The sequence below is a fragment of the Gallibacterium genomosp. 3 genome, assembly GCF_001678475.1.
In the GTDB taxonomy this organism is placed as follows: domain Bacteria; phylum Pseudomonadota; class Gammaproteobacteria; order Enterobacterales; family Pasteurellaceae; genus Gallibacterium; species Gallibacterium faecale.
This window is the reverse complement of record NZ_JTJR01000014.1, coordinates 1-16194: the sequence shown is the minus strand read 5'-3', so window position 1 is coordinate 16194 and position 16194 is coordinate 1. Positions and strand designations below refer to the sequence as shown.

12 protein-coding genes and 1 CRISPR repeat array are annotated in these 16194 nt (G+C 35.9%); of the genes, 8 read left to right on the top strand and 4 right to left on the bottom strand.

Translation table 11 applies throughout. The features are described 5' to 3' along the window. Positions 1–72: 72 nt before the first annotated feature. Both der and fumC read right to left on the bottom strand, forming a co-directional pair. Positions 73–1593: a ribosome biogenesis GTPase Der gene (gene der / locus QV06_RS04025; protein WP_156541952.1), complete on the bottom strand. Its 1521-nt coding sequence runs from the start codon at positions 1591–1593 to the stop codon at positions 73–75. A gap of 149 nt (positions 1594–1742) precedes the next feature. Beyond that, positions 1743–3137 (bottom strand): class II fumarate hydratase, encoded by a 1395-nt coding sequence (gene fumC / locus QV06_RS04020; protein ID WP_065235194.1) that lies wholly within the window; start codon positions 3135–3137, stop codon positions 1743–1745. Between the two features lie 297 nt (positions 3138–3434). On the opposite strand from fumC, the gene metX reads away from it, so the two are divergent. Next, positions 3435–4520 (top strand): homoserine O-acetyltransferase MetX, encoded by a 1086-nt coding sequence (gene metX / locus QV06_RS04015; RefSeq protein WP_065237054.1) that lies wholly within the window; start codon positions 3435–3437, stop codon positions 4518–4520. Between the two features lie 20 nt (positions 4521–4540). Here metX and hpt read toward each other — a convergent pair whose 3' ends face one another. After that, positions 4541–5080, bottom strand: coding sequence for a hypoxanthine phosphoribosyltransferase (hpt, locus tag QV06_RS04010; protein WP_065237053.1), 540 nt, complete (start codon positions 5078–5080; stop codon positions 4541–4543). A gap of 173 nt (positions 5081–5253) precedes the next feature. Here hpt and QV06_RS04005 point away from each other — a divergent pair, with 173 nt between their 5' ends. The 4 genes from QV06_RS04005 to QV06_RS03990 all read left to right on the top strand — a co-directional run bounded on the left by QV06_RS04005 (position 5254) and on the right by QV06_RS03990 (position 9265). Continuing rightward, positions 5254–5850 carry an NAD(P)H-dependent oxidoreductase gene (locus tag QV06_RS04005; protein WP_065237052.1) on the top strand — a complete coding sequence of 199 codons (597 nt, stop codon included), beginning with the start codon at positions 5254–5256 and terminating at the stop codon, positions 5848–5850. Between the two features lie 174 nt (positions 5851–6024). Next, positions 6025–6540: a transcriptional repressor MprA gene (gene mprA, locus QV06_RS04000; protein WP_065235198.1), complete on the top strand. Its 516-nt coding sequence runs from the start codon at positions 6025–6027 to the stop codon at positions 6538–6540. 23 nt (positions 6541–6563) lie between these two features. Continuing rightward, complete coding sequence (locus QV06_RS03995; protein ID WP_065237051.1) at positions 6564–7730, top strand: EmrA/EmrK family multidrug efflux transporter periplasmic adaptor subunit; 1167 nt, start codon at positions 6564–6566, stop codon at positions 7728–7730. A gap of 17 nt (positions 7731–7747) precedes the next feature. After that, positions 7748–9265 carry a DHA2 family efflux MFS transporter permease subunit gene (locus QV06_RS03990; protein ID WP_065235200.1) on the top strand — a complete coding sequence of 506 codons (1518 nt, stop codon included), beginning with the start codon at positions 7748–7750 and terminating at the stop codon, positions 9263–9265. Between the two features lie 128 nt (positions 9266–9393). Here the strand turns inward: QV06_RS03990 and QV06_RS03985 are convergent, their stop codons facing one another. Further along, on the bottom strand, positions 9394–9846 hold the full coding sequence (locus tag QV06_RS03985; protein ID WP_065237050.1) for a LexA family protein: 453 nt from the start codon (positions 9844–9846) through the stop codon (positions 9394–9396). 154 nt (positions 9847–10000) lie between these two features. Between QV06_RS03985 and modF the strand changes: the two genes are divergently transcribed. From modF to QV06_RS03970, 3 genes are all read left to right on the top strand, one after another. After that, a complete protein-coding gene (gene modF, locus QV06_RS03980) occupies positions 10001–11461 on the top strand; it encodes a molybdate ABC transporter ATP-binding protein ModF (protein ID WP_065237049.1) in 1461 nt (486 codons plus the stop codon). A gap of 91 nt (positions 11462–11552) precedes the next feature. After that, on the top strand, positions 11553–14183 hold the full coding sequence (gene gyrA, locus QV06_RS03975; protein WP_065237048.1) for a DNA topoisomerase (ATP-hydrolyzing) subunit A: 2631 nt from the start codon (positions 11553–11555) through the stop codon (positions 14181–14183). Positions 14184–14323: 140 nt separating this feature from the next. Beyond that, on the top strand, positions 14324–15466 hold the full coding sequence (locus tag QV06_RS03970; RefSeq protein WP_065237047.1) for a 5-methyltetrahydropteroyltriglutamate--homocysteine S-methyltransferase: 1143 nt from the start codon (positions 14324–14326) through the stop codon (positions 15464–15466). 288 nt (positions 15467–15754) lie between these two features. Then, positions 15755–16143: direct repeats of the CRISPR family, unit length 28 nt; unit sequence CTTTACTGCCGCATAGGCAGCTTAGAAA. Positions 16144–16194: the final 51 nt, after the last annotated feature.

The window sequence follows — 16194 nt, the reverse complement described above, 5'->3', positions numbered from 1 at the left end:
TGTCTACTATACCTTATTATTAGTTCCCGTTCTATAAAGATAAAGGCTTCCTCTTAGGAAGCCTTTATTATTTTACTTTTTCGATTTCTTAATAAATTTCATTAATCTTCTACGTTTACGTAATTGATTCGGCGTTAATGTATTCCGTTTTCCTGCATAAGGATTTTCCCCATCTTGGAATAAAATACGAATCGGCGAACCAATAATCTTCAAGCTACGACGATAATAATTGGACAAATAGCGTTTATATGAATCCGGGAGTTTATCTACCTGATTACCGTGAATCACAATGATTGGTGGATTATGTCCACCTGGATGAGCATATTTCAATTTAATACGTCTGCCAGAAATCATTGGCGGTTGATGTTCATCTGTTGCCATTTGCAAAATACGCGTTAGTAATGACGTTGAATAACGTTTTGTTGCCGATTGGTAGGCTTCTGTTACTGACTCAAATAAATTCCCAACACCACTTCCGTGTAACGCTGAAATAAAATGCACACGAGCAAAATCAATAAAATCTAAACGACGGTCTAATTCCGATTTAATATTATCTTTCACTTCTTGGCTTAAGCCGTCCCATTTATTAACCACAATCACTAATGCGCGCCCTGCATTAAGAATAAAGCCTAATAAAGAGAGATCTTGGTCAGAAATACCTTCTCGTGCATCAATCGTCAATAACACCACATTAGCATCTTGAATCGCTTGTAATGTTTTAATGACAGAAAATTTTTCGACAGTTAGCGTTACTTTACCGCGTTTACGTACTCCAGCAGTATCAATAATAGTATATTGCTGTCCATCACGTTCCATTGGGATATAAATACTATCCCTGGTTGTGCCAGGCATATCATAGACAACAACCCGATCTTCTCCCAAAATACGATTGGTTAAGGTAGATTTCCCTACATTTGGACGACCAACAATCGCAATCTTAATTGGTTTATCTTGTTGTTCATCATCTTCAGTTTCTGCTGTTTCAGAATCCTCTTCTGCCTCTAACATTGCCACAGAAAAATCAAGGTCATCATCTTGTTCAAAAGCAAATTCATCGTCCCAATCTGCATCAGATTCTGCATCTTGTTCATTATCTTGCTCTTGATAAGGTGCTAATACTTCTTGGATTAATTGAGTTACGCCACGTCCTTGTGAAGCGGCAATTTGTGCAATTTCACCTAAACCTAATTGATAAAATTCTGCAACGTGTGAATCAGCATCAATTCCATCAATTTTATTCGCTACAACAATACTTGGCTTTTCTCGGCGGCGTAAATACTGTGCAATACCAATATCAGCCGCAGTCAATCCAGCACGTGCATCCACTAAAAATAAAACAATATCTGCTTCATCAATCGCTAATAGCGATTGTTCCGCCATTTTTTCTTCAATGCCTTCTTCTGAGCCATCAATCCCACCAGTATCAATAACAATAAATTCCATACCATTGATCTGGCCTTGGCCATATTTACGATCCCGTGTTAAGCCCGGAAAATTTGCGACAAGTGCATCACGACTACGAGTTAAACGATTAAATAATGTTGATTTCCCAACATTTGGACGCCCTACTAGGGCAATGACAGGAGTCATAATCACCTCAAACTTTTCAACTTTCAAAAATGGCGCACATTATAGCTGATTTCTTAATGAATCCTAACCTTTTATCTTTTTCTTTGATGAAAAAAGGGTACTTATGCTTGTAAGTACCCTTTTATTCACACTTGTATAAAAATTAGCTTAACTTATTTTAAGCTACCAACCATATCTTCTGGACGTACCCATTCATCAAATTGTTCTGCAGTAACGAAACCTAAATTAATCGCTTCTTCACGTAAGGTTGTTCCGTTTTTGTGAGCTGTTTTCGCGATTTTCGCCGCTTTTTCATAACCAATATGAGTATTTAATGCAGTAACTAACATTAATGAATTTTCTAATTGCATCTTAATGCGTGGGTAGTTTGGTTCAATACCAACTGCACAATGTTCATCAAATGAAATACATGCATCCGCTAACAGTTGTGCAGATTGTAAGAAGTTATATGCCATTACAGGTTTAAATACATTTAATTGGAAATGACCTTGTGAACCTGCAAATGAGATTGTTGTATCATTACCTAATACTTGCGCACACACCATTGTCATAGCTTCGCATTGGGTTGGGTTTACTTTACCCGGCATAATTGAGGAACCTGGTTCGTTTTCTGGAATTAAGATTTCACCAATACCTGAACGTGGGCCAGATGCTAATAAACGGATGTCGTTTGCAATTTTATAAAGTGATACCGCTAATTGTTTTAATGCGCCATGAGTTTCAACGACTGCATCATGAGTTGCTAAAGCTTCAAATTTATTATCTGCTGTAACAAATGGTAAACCAGTAAATTTCGCAATATATTCCGCAACTTTCACATCATAGCCTTTAGGTGTATTTAATCCTGTACCTACTGCTGTACCACCTAAAGCAAGTTGCCCTAAATGAGGTAATGTATTTTTTAACGCTTTTAAACCAAAATCTAATTGTGCTGCATATGCAGAAAATTCTTGACCTAATGTTAATGGCGTAGCATCCATTAAGTGAGTACGACCAATTTTTACTACATCAGCAAATTTTGCTGATTTTTCAGCAAATGTTTTTTGTAAGCGTTCTACCGCAGGAATTGTTGTTTCTACCACTTTTTTATATGCAGCAATATGCATTGCTGTTGGGTAAGTATCATTGGAAGATTGTGATTTATTTACATCATCATTTGGGTGAATAATACTTTTTTCACCAAGTTTACCGCCATTAAGAACGTGAGCACGATTTGCAACAACTTCGTTTACGTTCATATTTGATTGAGTACCAGAACCAGTTTGCCAAATAACAAGTGGGAACTGATCATCTAATTTATTTGCTAAGATTTCATCACACGCTTGTGCAATCAAATCTCTTTTCTCGACAGGTAATACACCAAGATCATAGTTTGCATAAGCTGCTGCTTTTTTTAAGTAACCAAATGCTTCAATAATTTCATGTGGCATTGATGCAGCAGGACCAATTTTGAAGTTATTACGTGAGCGTTCTGTTTGCGCTGCCCAATATTTGTCTGCAGGCACTTTCACTTCACCCATAGTATCGTGTTCAATTCTAAATTCCATAATATTTACCTCTAAATTTGAATGTCAAAAGTGGGGAAAATTGTAACACTCAAGAGGTATAAATTGAATTTTCCTTATAATTAAAATTTTTCTTTTATGACACAGATCATAAAAATAGAAATAGGAAATCAAGCTAATGGGTATTTTATGTACAACTTTTCCAATCATTTTAGGCTAGACGTTTAGACTTTTTTATTTCTAGATGTTTAGACATCTAAAATTTCTTGACATCATCTTCTCCGCTCGTTACCTTATTCATTTATTCCAACCATAATAATCACTGATTTAGAAAGTAATATGCCTACGCAACAACTTACATTATTCACAGATTCTGAGCTTTCTCTTACGCTCGGTGGTTCACTGAAGAATATTACTGTTTGCTATCAAACTTATGGCAAGTTAAATCCAGAAAAAAATAATATTATTTTGATTTGTCACGCACTAACTGGTGATGCCGAGCCTTATTTTGATGACGGTGAGCATAAAGGTTGGTGGCAAAATTTTATGGGCCCGGGTATGGCCTTAGATACAGATAAATACTTTTTTATTTGTTCTAACGTATTAGGCGGTTGTAAAGGCACTACTGGGCCAATGAGTATCAATCCAGATACTGGGTTGCCGTATGGTGGTGATTTTCCTCAAATTACTGTGCAGGATATTATAAAAGTACAAAAGTCACTGCTCGATCAATTAAAAATTACCCATTTATATGCAGTAATTGGAGGCTCTTTTGGCGGAATGCAGGCGACGCAATGGGCAATTAGCTACCCTGATTTTATGGATTATGTGATTAATCTTTGTTCTTCACTGTATATGAGTGCAGAGGCAATAGGATTTAATCATGTTATGCGACAAGCAATTGTTCAGGATCCTAACTTTAATCAAGGTCATTATTATCAAGGTCATTATCCAGAACAAGGATTAGCAACTGCGAGAATGTTAGGTATGCTCACTTATCGAACTCATACCCAATTAACTAAAGCCTTTGGTCGAGCAATTAAACAGGAAGGTAAGCTATTGGGAGATTACTTTCAAGTGGAATCCTATCTAAGTTATCAAGGTAAGAAATTCCTTGAACGCTTTGATGCAAATAGTTATTTACAACTTACTCGTGCATTAGATTTATATGATCCTGCGATCGGTTATGCTAACGCATTAGAAGCTTTAACTAGAATTAAAGCAAAATATACTTTAGTAGCAGTAACAAATGACCAACTATTTAAGCTTGTTGATTTAGAAAAAAGTAAACAATTATTAGAAAAGGCTGGGATCAACTTACAATATGATGAAATTACATCTGATTTTGGACATGATGCTTTCTTAGTTGATTATGAATTCTTTGCACCAAAAATTAAACGAGGATTAGGTGAAATGGCTGAATAATGCCATTTCACTTAAAGCGGTTACTCTTCTACTACAACTTTAGCAATGTAACCTAATTGACGATATTGTTGGGCATAATCAATACCATACCCAACTACAAACTCATCAGGAATACTAAAACCAACCCAATCCACATCCACTTCAACTTCACGGCGAGAAGGTTTATCCAGTAAAGTACAAATTGTTAATGAATTAGGTTCACGCAATGATAAGATTTGTTGTACTTTATCTAAGGTATAACCAGTATCAATAATGTCTTCTACAATAAGAACATCTTTACCTTTAATATCACCTTCAAGATCTTTAGCTATTTTCACATCATGATTCGTTGTCATTCCACTGCCGTAGCTAGAGGTTGTCATAAAATCTACTTCTAGAGGTAATTTGATCTCTCTGACCAAATCTGCCATAAACATAAAAGAACCACGTAATAACCCAACAACATATAGACCTTTACTTTGCTGGTGCTGATAATATTGTGAGATTTCTTCGCCTAACTCTTTAATTCTTGACTTCACATTCTCTTCTGAAATCAATGTTTCAATATGGTGCTTTTTCATTGCATTCTCCTAATTTCACCAAAGCAATAAGCTGCGTTACTATACCGAAAAACGATTAAATAAAAAATAGTAGACAACAATTTGCTTCGCATAAAAACTGACACACAATTCTTGCACTCATTGTTGGCTTACAATAACATTCATTGTTTTGTTTCACCTTTATGGAAGATGTTATGCACAATCTAATTATTTACGCTCATCCTAATCAACAAAGTTTTAATCATGCTATCCTTGATACAGTTGTCACTGCTTCTCAGCAAGCAGGAATGACTGTTTCAGTTCGAGATCTCTATCAACAAAAATTTAATCCTATTTTAACTTGGGATGAATTTTGCCAAGTGAATCAAGGCAATATTCCTGAAGATATTCAGCAAGAACAACAACTTATTACTCAAGCCGATCTAATCACTTTAGTTTATCCATTATGGTGGATGGGATTTCCTGCAATTTTAAAAGGCTATCTTGATCGCGTATTAAGTCATGGTTTTGCATATAAAACTGACGAATCAGGAAGTTATGGGCTATTAAATGATAAAAAAATGTTACAATTTGTTACATTAGGGAATAATGAACAACAATATGAAAAACAAGGATTTTTAACCGCTTTTGACTGTACTTTAATTAATGGATTATTTAATTACTGCGGTATTACAGAGATACAATATTACTTTTTTGGTGATATTCATATCATTGATGATCAATCTAGAAAAGATATATTAACAAAAATAAAACAAAAAATTTACAATTCCGGTAACATCCTGTTTTCCTAACATTTTTAACCAGCCCCTGAAAATACCCATTCGTGGGTATTTGTTTTATTTTCTTACATTCATTATTATTAACAGCAATTCTCTGACATATCAATCTACTTGACCAAATATAGTTTTTAAAGTTATTATTACATCGTTTACTGTTCTACTTAATATTATTAACTGAGGTAATTTATGGTTAATCAATTGTTATCTGATGCTGATAATGTACTTAAGATGTATTCTGAAGATTTCCCGGATATGCCGTTGGATCAGATCATCTTGGTACGCTTACTATTCAATGTAAATAGTAATTATCTTGAACATCGTAACCACCTTTTAAAAGAAGTGGGTTTAAACCACACTTTATTTGAAGCATTAATTGTTACCTATCTTCAACCTAACCACGAGATTCAACCTTCTCGTCTTAGCGAAATTTTAGGTTCATCACGTACTAATGCAACGCGTATCTCTGATGAATTGGTCAGCAAAGGATGGATTGACCGTATCAGTGTGCCAGAAGATCGTCGTTGCTTCAGTTTACGTATTAATGATAAAGGTCATCAATTTTTAGAAGAAATTTTGCCTCATCAATGGGAATTGATGGGTACTATTTTTAGTGTATTAACCGATAAAGAGATTCAAACTCTACGCCGTTTACTACTCAAACTATCGAAACGTTTAGAAGAGTATAACTTCCGCAGAGTATAGTTGTATATTTTTAAGGTCATAATATGTCAGAGATTTCCGAACAAGATAAAAAGAATGCTGTTCGTAATAAAACCAGAAGGAAACATCTTGTTTCCTTCGTTGTTTTATTGCTCCTAATTTCTATCATCAGCTTTGTTTATTGGCTTTTTTTCGTGAAAGATTTCACTGAAACTGATGATGCTTATGTTGCAGGTAATATTATTCAAGTATCTTCTCAAATATCTGGTAGTGTATCTAAATTAAACACAGAAAGTACCGATTTAGTGAAGAAAGGTGATGTATTAGTTCAGCTAGATGATACAGATGCAAAATTAGCACTTTCTCAAGCTAAACACACTTTAGCTGATGTTGTCCGTAAAACTAGTCAGCTAGTCTTTACTGAAAAGCAATTAACATCCCTCTTATCTGCCAAAAGAATTGCATTAAAACAAGCAGAAGAAGATCTTGCACGTCGCCAAGCCCTCAATAAAACAGGTGCCGTATCTAAAGAAGATTATCAACACGCTGTTGATGCTGTCACAATGGCAAAAAGTGATTTTGATGCTACACAAGAACAACTTAATGCTACCAAAGCACTCTTATTAGATACACCAATTGAACAACAACCTAATGTTGTGCAAGCAGCTGATAATGTCCGCCAAGCGTGGTTAAATCTACAACGTACAAAAATTGTCAGCCCAGTAACTGGCTATGTTGCAAAACGTAGTGTTCAAGTTGGTGAAAGCATTAAAGCAGGTTCACCTTTATTAGCTGTTGTTCCTCTTGATCAAATCTGGCTAGATGCTAATTTCAAAGAAACACAATTAGAAAATATTCGTCTTGGCCAGCCTGTAAGTGTGGTATTTGATCTTTATGGTGATAATGTTGAATTTGAAGGTAAAGTAGTCGGTATTGATGCAGGAACTGGTAGTGCGTTTTCTTTATTACCAACCCAAAATGCAACAGGTAACTGGATTAAAGTTGTACAACGCTTACCTGTACGTATTGAACTAGACCCAGAACAGGTCCAAAAATATCCATTACGTATTGGACTTTCTGCAACAGTAGAAGTGAATACAGCCGATAAAAGTGGTTCAGTATTACCAACAGATCCTCGTACAGAAACCCTTTATCAAACAGATACACTACACTACGATCTAGCACCAATTAATCAAGAGATTATTGAAATTATTCAACAAAATAGTCATTGATTAGGAGGCGTGCAAAAATGAATACAACGCCGATCAAAGGCGGTGCATTAGTCATGATGACACTAGGACTTGCGTTAGCGACATTTATGCAAGTCCTAGATTCAACAATTGCTAATGTTGCCATACCAACTATTGCAGGTGATTTAGGTGCATCAAGCACTCAAGGGACTTGGGTTATTACTTCTTTTGGTGTTGCTAATGCGATTGCTATTCCAATTACAGGTTGGCTCGCTCGTCGTTTTGGTGAAGTAAGACTTTTCTTAACTTCTGTTTTAATCTTTGTTATTGCATCTTGGCTTTGTGGAATTTCTCATTCATTAAATATGCTTATCCTATGCCGGATCATTCAAGGATTAGCTGCAGGACCGATCGTACCCTTATCTCAAAGCTTATTACTAAATAACTATCCTCCACAACGAAGAGCGATGGCTTTAGCATTTTGGTCTATGACCGTAGTGGTAGCACCAATTTGTGGACCAATTCTTGGTGGTTGGTTAAGTGATGATTTCCATTGGGGTTGGATTTTCTTTATTAATATTCCCGTTGGTATTCTAGTTATTGTATTTACTAGAATAACTTTAGGTGATCGAGAAACCAAAACCTACCAACAACCGATTGACAGTATTGGTCTTATTTTATTGATACTCGGTGTCGGTGCATTACAATTAATGCTAGATAGAGGCCGTGAGGAAGATTGGTTTAATTCAACTGAAATTGTTGTGTTAGCAATTATTGCTACTATTGGTTTAATTGCTTTAATTATTTGGGAATTAGGTGAAAAACATCCAATTGTAGATATTGCACTATTTAAAAAACGTAATTTCACTGTTGGTTGCCTATGCACATCTCTCGCGTTCCTTATTTACTTGGGATCAGTAGTATTAATTCCACTATTACTGCAACAAGTTTATGGTTATACCGCAACTTGGGCAGGTTTAGCTACTGCACCAATTGGTTTATTCCCACTACTTTTATCACCCATTATTGGTCGTTTTGGGTATAAAGTAGATATGCGTGTGCTAGTAACTATTAGTTTCTTTGTCTATGCATTTACATTCCATTGGCGTGCCGTAACTTTTGAACCTGAGATGAATTTTGCTGCTGTTGCACTACCACAATTTGTACAAGGAATTGCTGTGGCTTGCTTCTTTATGCCATTAACCACAATTACCCTTTCTGGATTAAAACCTGAAGAAACAGCCTCTGCCTCAAGTTTATTTAATTTCTTGCGGACATTAGCTGGTTCAATAGGTACATCGCTTACTACATTTATGTGGTATAACCGTGAAGCATTACATCACGGACAACTCGTTGAAAGTATTACGCCATATAATCCTATGTCGCAACAATACTTCCAAGTAATGGCAGAAAAAGGATTAAATGACACACAAACCGCAGCATTACTGGCAAATCAAATTACCCAACAAGGATTGATTATTGGTGCTAATGAAATTTTCTATATTTCCGCACTCGCCTTTATGATGTTGTTTGTCATAATTTGGCTAGCGAAGCCACCTTTTGGCTCAAGACATTAATTACGTTGATTTATTCAATAAAAAACAAAATCCTCTTCATTTTATAAATGTAAGAGGATTTTAGTTTCATGATAAAGCTATTTAATATTTTTTAGATACTTTTGTTCTATTTTCTCACTTATCTAAATTTATGCCGCTCTTCGTTTCTGTAAACGGTGAATTGTACTCACTACTACACCTTGCAAATTAAGATCTGTCAGCTGTTTTACTGTAATATTTGGATAACGTGAGTCTAAAGAGAAAAAGACTAACTCTCCATTTTGTTCGGCAAAAAATTCATAGAGTTGTAAATCTTGTTCTTTCTCAATAACGACTAAATCACCAAGATGCACAGATATCGTTTTCTCAATAATTAACATATCCCCCACATCAATTCCCCACGCAGCTAAATTTTCATTCATCACTCGCAAGAAAAAAGTTTCATGTGGCTTCTTAATGCAATATAAATTTAAGTCCATACGATAATGGACATTACTTTGCTTATTAAAATACTCTTTTTGTGGGTTGTCGTCATATAACGGCAATGGAAGATAAGAATATTTTTGCTCTGCATTTTGTAGTGTATCAACCTGTAATTGCATAGGTCATCTCCATTATCAACAATACTGTTTATTTATACAGCATAATTTACTGTATATTAATACAGTATTCAACTATTTTTTCACCATTATTTTGCGTCAGTGATAAAGTTGATTAAACTACTATGGATTATCAATAAGTTAGAGAAAAATAGATATGCAAATTCAACTACAACAAGCAAAAATAAAAATTACTTCTCAACAATGGCTTCATATCGAACAATTTCAAATTAGCGAAAAAAGTTTTACGGTCATTGTTGGTCATAACGGCAGTGGTAAAAGCACACTAAGTAAATTTATTAGTCAGCATCAACAGCCTTATTTTGGCGAATATATTAATCATTTTCAAAAAATTGCTTTAGTTTCTTTGGCTCAGCAGCAAACATTATTAGAGCAGATCTTTCGTGACCTTAATAATGATAGTGTAAGCCCTGACGATCATGGGAAAACAGCTCAACAAATTATGATGGAAGATCAGCATTTTTCAGCACAAAAGCTCCAAAATATCGCTCAATTAGTGGGTATTAAATCTCTACTTTCTCGCCCGTTTAAATTATTATCCACTGGTGAAGCCAGAAAAATATTATTAAGTAAAGCACTTCTTGCTGAACCAGAACTCTTAATTTTAGACGAACCTTTTGAAGGCTTAGATTACACCTCACAACAACAATGGCTTACACTTTTACAACAATTAAAACACCACCTGACTATCGTACTCGTGATTAATCGCTTAACAGATATTCCTATATGGGCAGATTCAATTGCTTTATTGCATCAATGTCAGTTAGTTACCCAACAGCCTGCTAAAGAGATGCTGGCAAGTGATCTCTTTAATCAATTATGTTATGCAGAAAAATCTCTACATATTCCTGTACCAGAACCAGCTAATCCTATTGTGACGTTGCCAAATGATTTAGATTATATCTTTGATCTTACTGACGTAACGGTACAATATTCAGGTAAAGTCATTCTGAATAAGCTAAATTGGCAAGTAAAAACTGGCGAACATTGGTGGATAAAAGGCCCTAATGGTTGTGGTAAATCAACCTTACTCTCCTTGATTAATGGTGATCATCCACAAGCCTTTAACAATAAAGTGAAACTCTTTGGCAAACAGCGTGGTAGTGGTGAAACTATCTGGGAAATCAAACAATACATCGGTTTCCTCAGTAATCATTTCCACTTAGATTATCGCGTTAACTGTTCTGCATTGATGGTTATCATCTCTGGCTATTTTGATTCTATTGGCGTATATCAACATGTTGATGAGAATACTCGACTTAATGCCCTCCAATGGTTAAAACGTATTAATATGGAAAAATTTGCTAACTCTCCATTTCGTTCTTTATCTTGGGGTCAGCAACGGTTGTTACTCATTGCTCGGGCATTAGTTAAACATCCGCCTATTTTAATTCTTGATGAACCGTTAATGGGGCTTGATGCATTAAACCGATATTTAGTCTTAACGTTTATTGATCAGCTTATTTTAAATAGTCATACACAACTTTTCTTCGTTTCACACCATTTAGAGGATCAACCAGATTGTATTAATCGGATCTTTGAATTTTGTCCAACTGAGCAAGGTTATCGTTATCTTTGTAAGCAAGTAACAGCATAAATTAATGCTTGTTTTTCCTATGGATAATGGGGTTTTCGTGCTATAATTCTCGACCGTTTTTGACAAAATTCAAACCATAGGAAATGTCTAAATGAGCGATTTAGCAAAAGATATTATTCCCGTTAATATCGAAGAAGAAATGAAGTCTTCTTACCTCGACTATGCCATGTCAGTCATTGTCGGTCGTGCGTTACCTGATGTACGTGATGGCTTAAAACCAGTACATAGACGTGTACTTTTTGCCATGGCAGTAGGCGGTAACGACTACAATAAACCTTATCGTAAATCAGCACGTATCGTTGGTGATGTTATCGGTAAATATCATCCGCACGGCGACTCAGCGGTTTACGATACTTTAGTTCGTATGGCACAGCCTTTCTCACTACGTTATCCCTTAGTAGATGGTCAAGGAAACTTCGGTTCAATTGACGGTGATTCTCCTGCTGCAATGCGTTATACCGAAGCTCGAATGACGCAAATTGCCCACGAATTGCTTGCTGATTTAGATAAAGAAACTGTGGACTATCAGCCAAACTATGATGGTTCAGAAATGATCCCTGAAGTGTTACCAACGAAAATCCCTGCTTTACTGGTTAATGGTTCTAGCGGGATTGCTGTTGGGATGGCAACCAATATTCCACCACATAACCTTGGCGAAGTAATTGATGGTTGTTTAGCCTATATCGAAAATGATCAAATTTCTATTGATGAATTGATGACCTATATTCCAGGTCCTGATTTCCCTACTGCTGCAATTATTAACGGTAAAAAGGGGATCGAAGAAGCCTATAAAACGGGTCGTGGGAAAATCTATATTCGTGCAAAAGCAGAAATAGAAACCGATGATAAAGGCCGTGAAACCATTGTTGTTCATGAAATTCCTTATCAAGTAAATAAAGCACGTTTAATTGAAAAAATTGCTGAGCTCGTGAAAGAAAAGAAAGTTGAAGGAATCAGTGGTTTACGTGATGAATCTGATAAAGATGGTATGCGTATTGTGATTGAAGTAAAACGTGATGCTGTCGGTGAGATTGTTTTAAATAATCTTTATGCATTAACTCAATTACAAGTTACTTTTGGTATCAATATCGTTGCTCTCGATCATGGACAACCTAAATTATTAAACTTAAAAGAATTGATTGAAGCGTTTGTACTCCATCGTCGTGAAGTTGTTACTCGTCGCACGATTTACGAATTACGTAAAGCTCGTGAAAGAGCGCATATTTTAGAAGGCTTGGCAATTGCTTTAACCAATATTGATCCAATTATTGAATTAATTCGTACCGCACCAACCCCTGCCGCAGCGAAAGAAGCCTTACTTGCCCAACCTTGGCAATTAGGCAATGTCGCAGCAATGTTAGCAGCGACTGGTGTTGATGCAGCTCGCCCAGAAGATCTTAATGACCATTTAGGTATCCGCGATGGGGTATATCATCTTAGCGAAGCACAAGCACAGGCTATTTTAGATTTACGCTTACAAAAACTCACCGGTTTAGAACATGAAAAAATTCTAGATGAATATAAATCTTTATTAGATGTCATTGCTGAACTACTCCATATTTTGCATAGTCCAGAACGTTTAATGGAAGTTATTCGCGAAGAATTAGAAAAAATTAAAGCCCAATATAATGATGCTCGTCTTACTGAAATTACAGCAAGCAGCGGTGATATTAATCTTGAGGATTTAATTAACCCTGAGGATGTTGTAGTTACCTTATCGCATGAAGGCTATGTAAAATATCAACCACTTTCAGATTACGAAGCTCAACGTCGTGGCGGTAAAGGTAAATCAGCTACGAAGATGAAAGAAGAAGATTTTATTGAGAAATTATTAGTGGCTAATACCCACGATACTATTCTCTGTTTCTCAAGCCGCGGTCGCCTATATTGGTTAAAAGTTTATCAATTACCACAAGCAAGCCGTGGTGCAAGAGGGCGTCCAATTGTGAATCTATTACCATTAGAAGAGAATGAACGTATTACGGCAATTCTTCCTGTGAAAGAATATGCTGAAGATAAGTTTATTGTTATGGCTACGGCTGGTGGTTTAGTGAAGAAAACAGCTTTAACTGAATTTAGTCGCCCTCGTGCAAGCGGTATTATTGCAGTAAATCTACGTGAAGATGACGAATTAATTGGCGTTGATATTACTGAAGGTAACAATGAAATTATGCTCTTCTCCGCTCAAGGTCGTGTAGTACGCTTTGATGAAAATGCTGTGCGTGCGATGGGTCGTACCGCTGCTGGAGTACGAGGTATCAAATTAGCTTTGACCAATGAAATTTCTGATGAAGAAAATGATAGTGATGAAAGTGGTGATGATAATGAACAAACCCTTGATTTAACTATTGATAAAGTTGTGTCTTTAGTGATACCAAAAACAGATGGTGCAATCCTTACTGCAACGCAAAATGGTTACGGAAAACGTACCGAGCTGACTGAATATCCAACTAAATCCCGGAACACAAAAGGGGTGATTTCAATCAAAGTAAGTGAGCGTAATGGTAAAGTAGTTGCCGCAACTCAAGTCGAAGAAAACGATCAAATTATGCTAATTACTGATGCTGGTACTTTAGTGCGTACCCGTGTTGCTGAAATTAGTTTAGTGGGACGTAATACACAAGGTGTTCGTTTAATTCGCACTTCTGATACAGAACAAGTTGTTAGTATTGAACGTGTCTGTGATGAAGATGAAAGCAGTGATGATGAAGTCACTGAATAAATTATCTACACTTCTTTTTAAAGGCGGCAGAAGTCGCCTTTTTTCTATATTTTTACCCTTGATTCCTAACTCGAAGTGAAGTAGAGTATTTCAGCCTAGACATCTAAACGTCTAATTTATTAATTATTATGAGGTCTAAAATGAGTAAATTATTCCCAAATGCAACACAACGTACTAAAGCACCTTACCGTTTTGATATTGTTGGTAGTTTTCTCCGCCCTGAAACATTAAAACTTACACGTAGTCAATGCCAATGTGGTAATATTAGTTGTGCAGATTTAACTGCTGTCGAAGATCAAGAAATTACTAAACTTGTTGAGCACCAAAAACAAATCGGTTTACATGCTGTTACTGACGGTGAGTTTCGCCGCACTTTCTGGCATATGGATTTCTTAGCGGCATTAGATGGTGTTGAAGAAGTTGATGCGAAAAAATTCTCAGTACAATTTAAACATCACAATGTACGCCCAAGAACATTAAAAATTACAGGTAAAGTTGGGTTCAGTAACCATCCATTTTTAGAACATTATCGTTCATTACAAAAAATTGCTGGGGATTATCCTGTTAAATTTACAATCCCTTCACCAACCATGCTACATTTAATCTGTATTGTTCGTGAAACTGAATATCAACCTATCGATCTTTATAAAGATAATCCTGAACAATTACTGGCTGATCTTGCCCAAGCTTATCGTGATGCTATTGCTAAATTGTATGCTTTAGGCTGCCGTAATTTACAACTTGATGATACAAGTTGGGGTGAGTTATGTTCAGAAGAAAAACGTGCTGCATATCGCGAGCGTGGTATTGATTTAGATAAATTAGCCAAAGATTATGTCAATCTAATTAATGAAGCAATTAAAGATAAACCAGAAGATATGACAATTACTATGCATATCTGTCGTGGCAATTTCCGTTCTACATGGTTCTCTTCTGGTGGTTATGAACCTGTTGCAGAAACATTATTTGGTCACTGTAAAGTAGATGGCTTCTTCTTGGAATATGATAGTGATCGTGCTGGTGACTTTAAACCACTCCGTTTTATTAAAGATCAACAAGTTGTATTAGGTCTTGTCACTTCAAAAAGTGGTGAATTAGAAGATAAAGATGCCATTATTGAACGTATTAAAGAAGCAACTCAATATGTTGATATCAACCAACTTTGCTTAAGCCCGCAGTGTGGTTTCGCTTCTACTGAAGAAGGAAATGTATTAACTGAAGAACAGCAATGGAAAAAACTCGAATTCATTCGTGAAATTAGCGAAGAAGTTTGGGGCAAATAATTAATTTTGAACGATTTATCCATAATAGCCACATCTAAAAAATGTGGCTATTTTTATTTAGTAGCCAATCAAAACCTTTACAACTCATTTTGATTACCTTAACCTCAGTAAATAGCCTAATTTCTAAATTGTTCCCCGAATTCTATCAGCTCTAAAAACCCTTATTTTTTCGGACAAATTAACTATTTGATTTATAAGTAATTATATTTACCTTATAAAAAAGGGTTTATCTTTAGATTTGTAGTATAATCCCTTGTGGTTCTTGAAGTTATCTTAACTTCTGTTCTACTTTACTGCCGCATAGGCAGCTTAGAAAGCTATCCAAACCCACGGCTATGCGATTACCAACTTTACTGCCGCATAGGCAGCTTAGAAATATGGATAAACCATTACCAAGACCACGTATAACTTTACTGCCGCATAGGCAGCTTAGAAATGCAGTTGCCCCCGCTATTGCCCCAATAGATTCTTTACTGCCGCATAGGCAGCTTAGAAAATGACAACATAGGTTTTAATTCTGTGGTCATTCTTTACTGCCGCATAGGCAGCTTAGAAACCACTGTAAAATCATCCCATTTGGCAATTTGCACTTTACTGCCGCATAGGCAGCTTAGAAAAAGTGTTTATTACAAGAATGCTGACCCAACGCCTTTACTGCCGCATAGGCAGCTTAGAAAATATAGGTGGCTTTTTTATTGGGAATGAATAACTTTGGTATAGTAGACAAA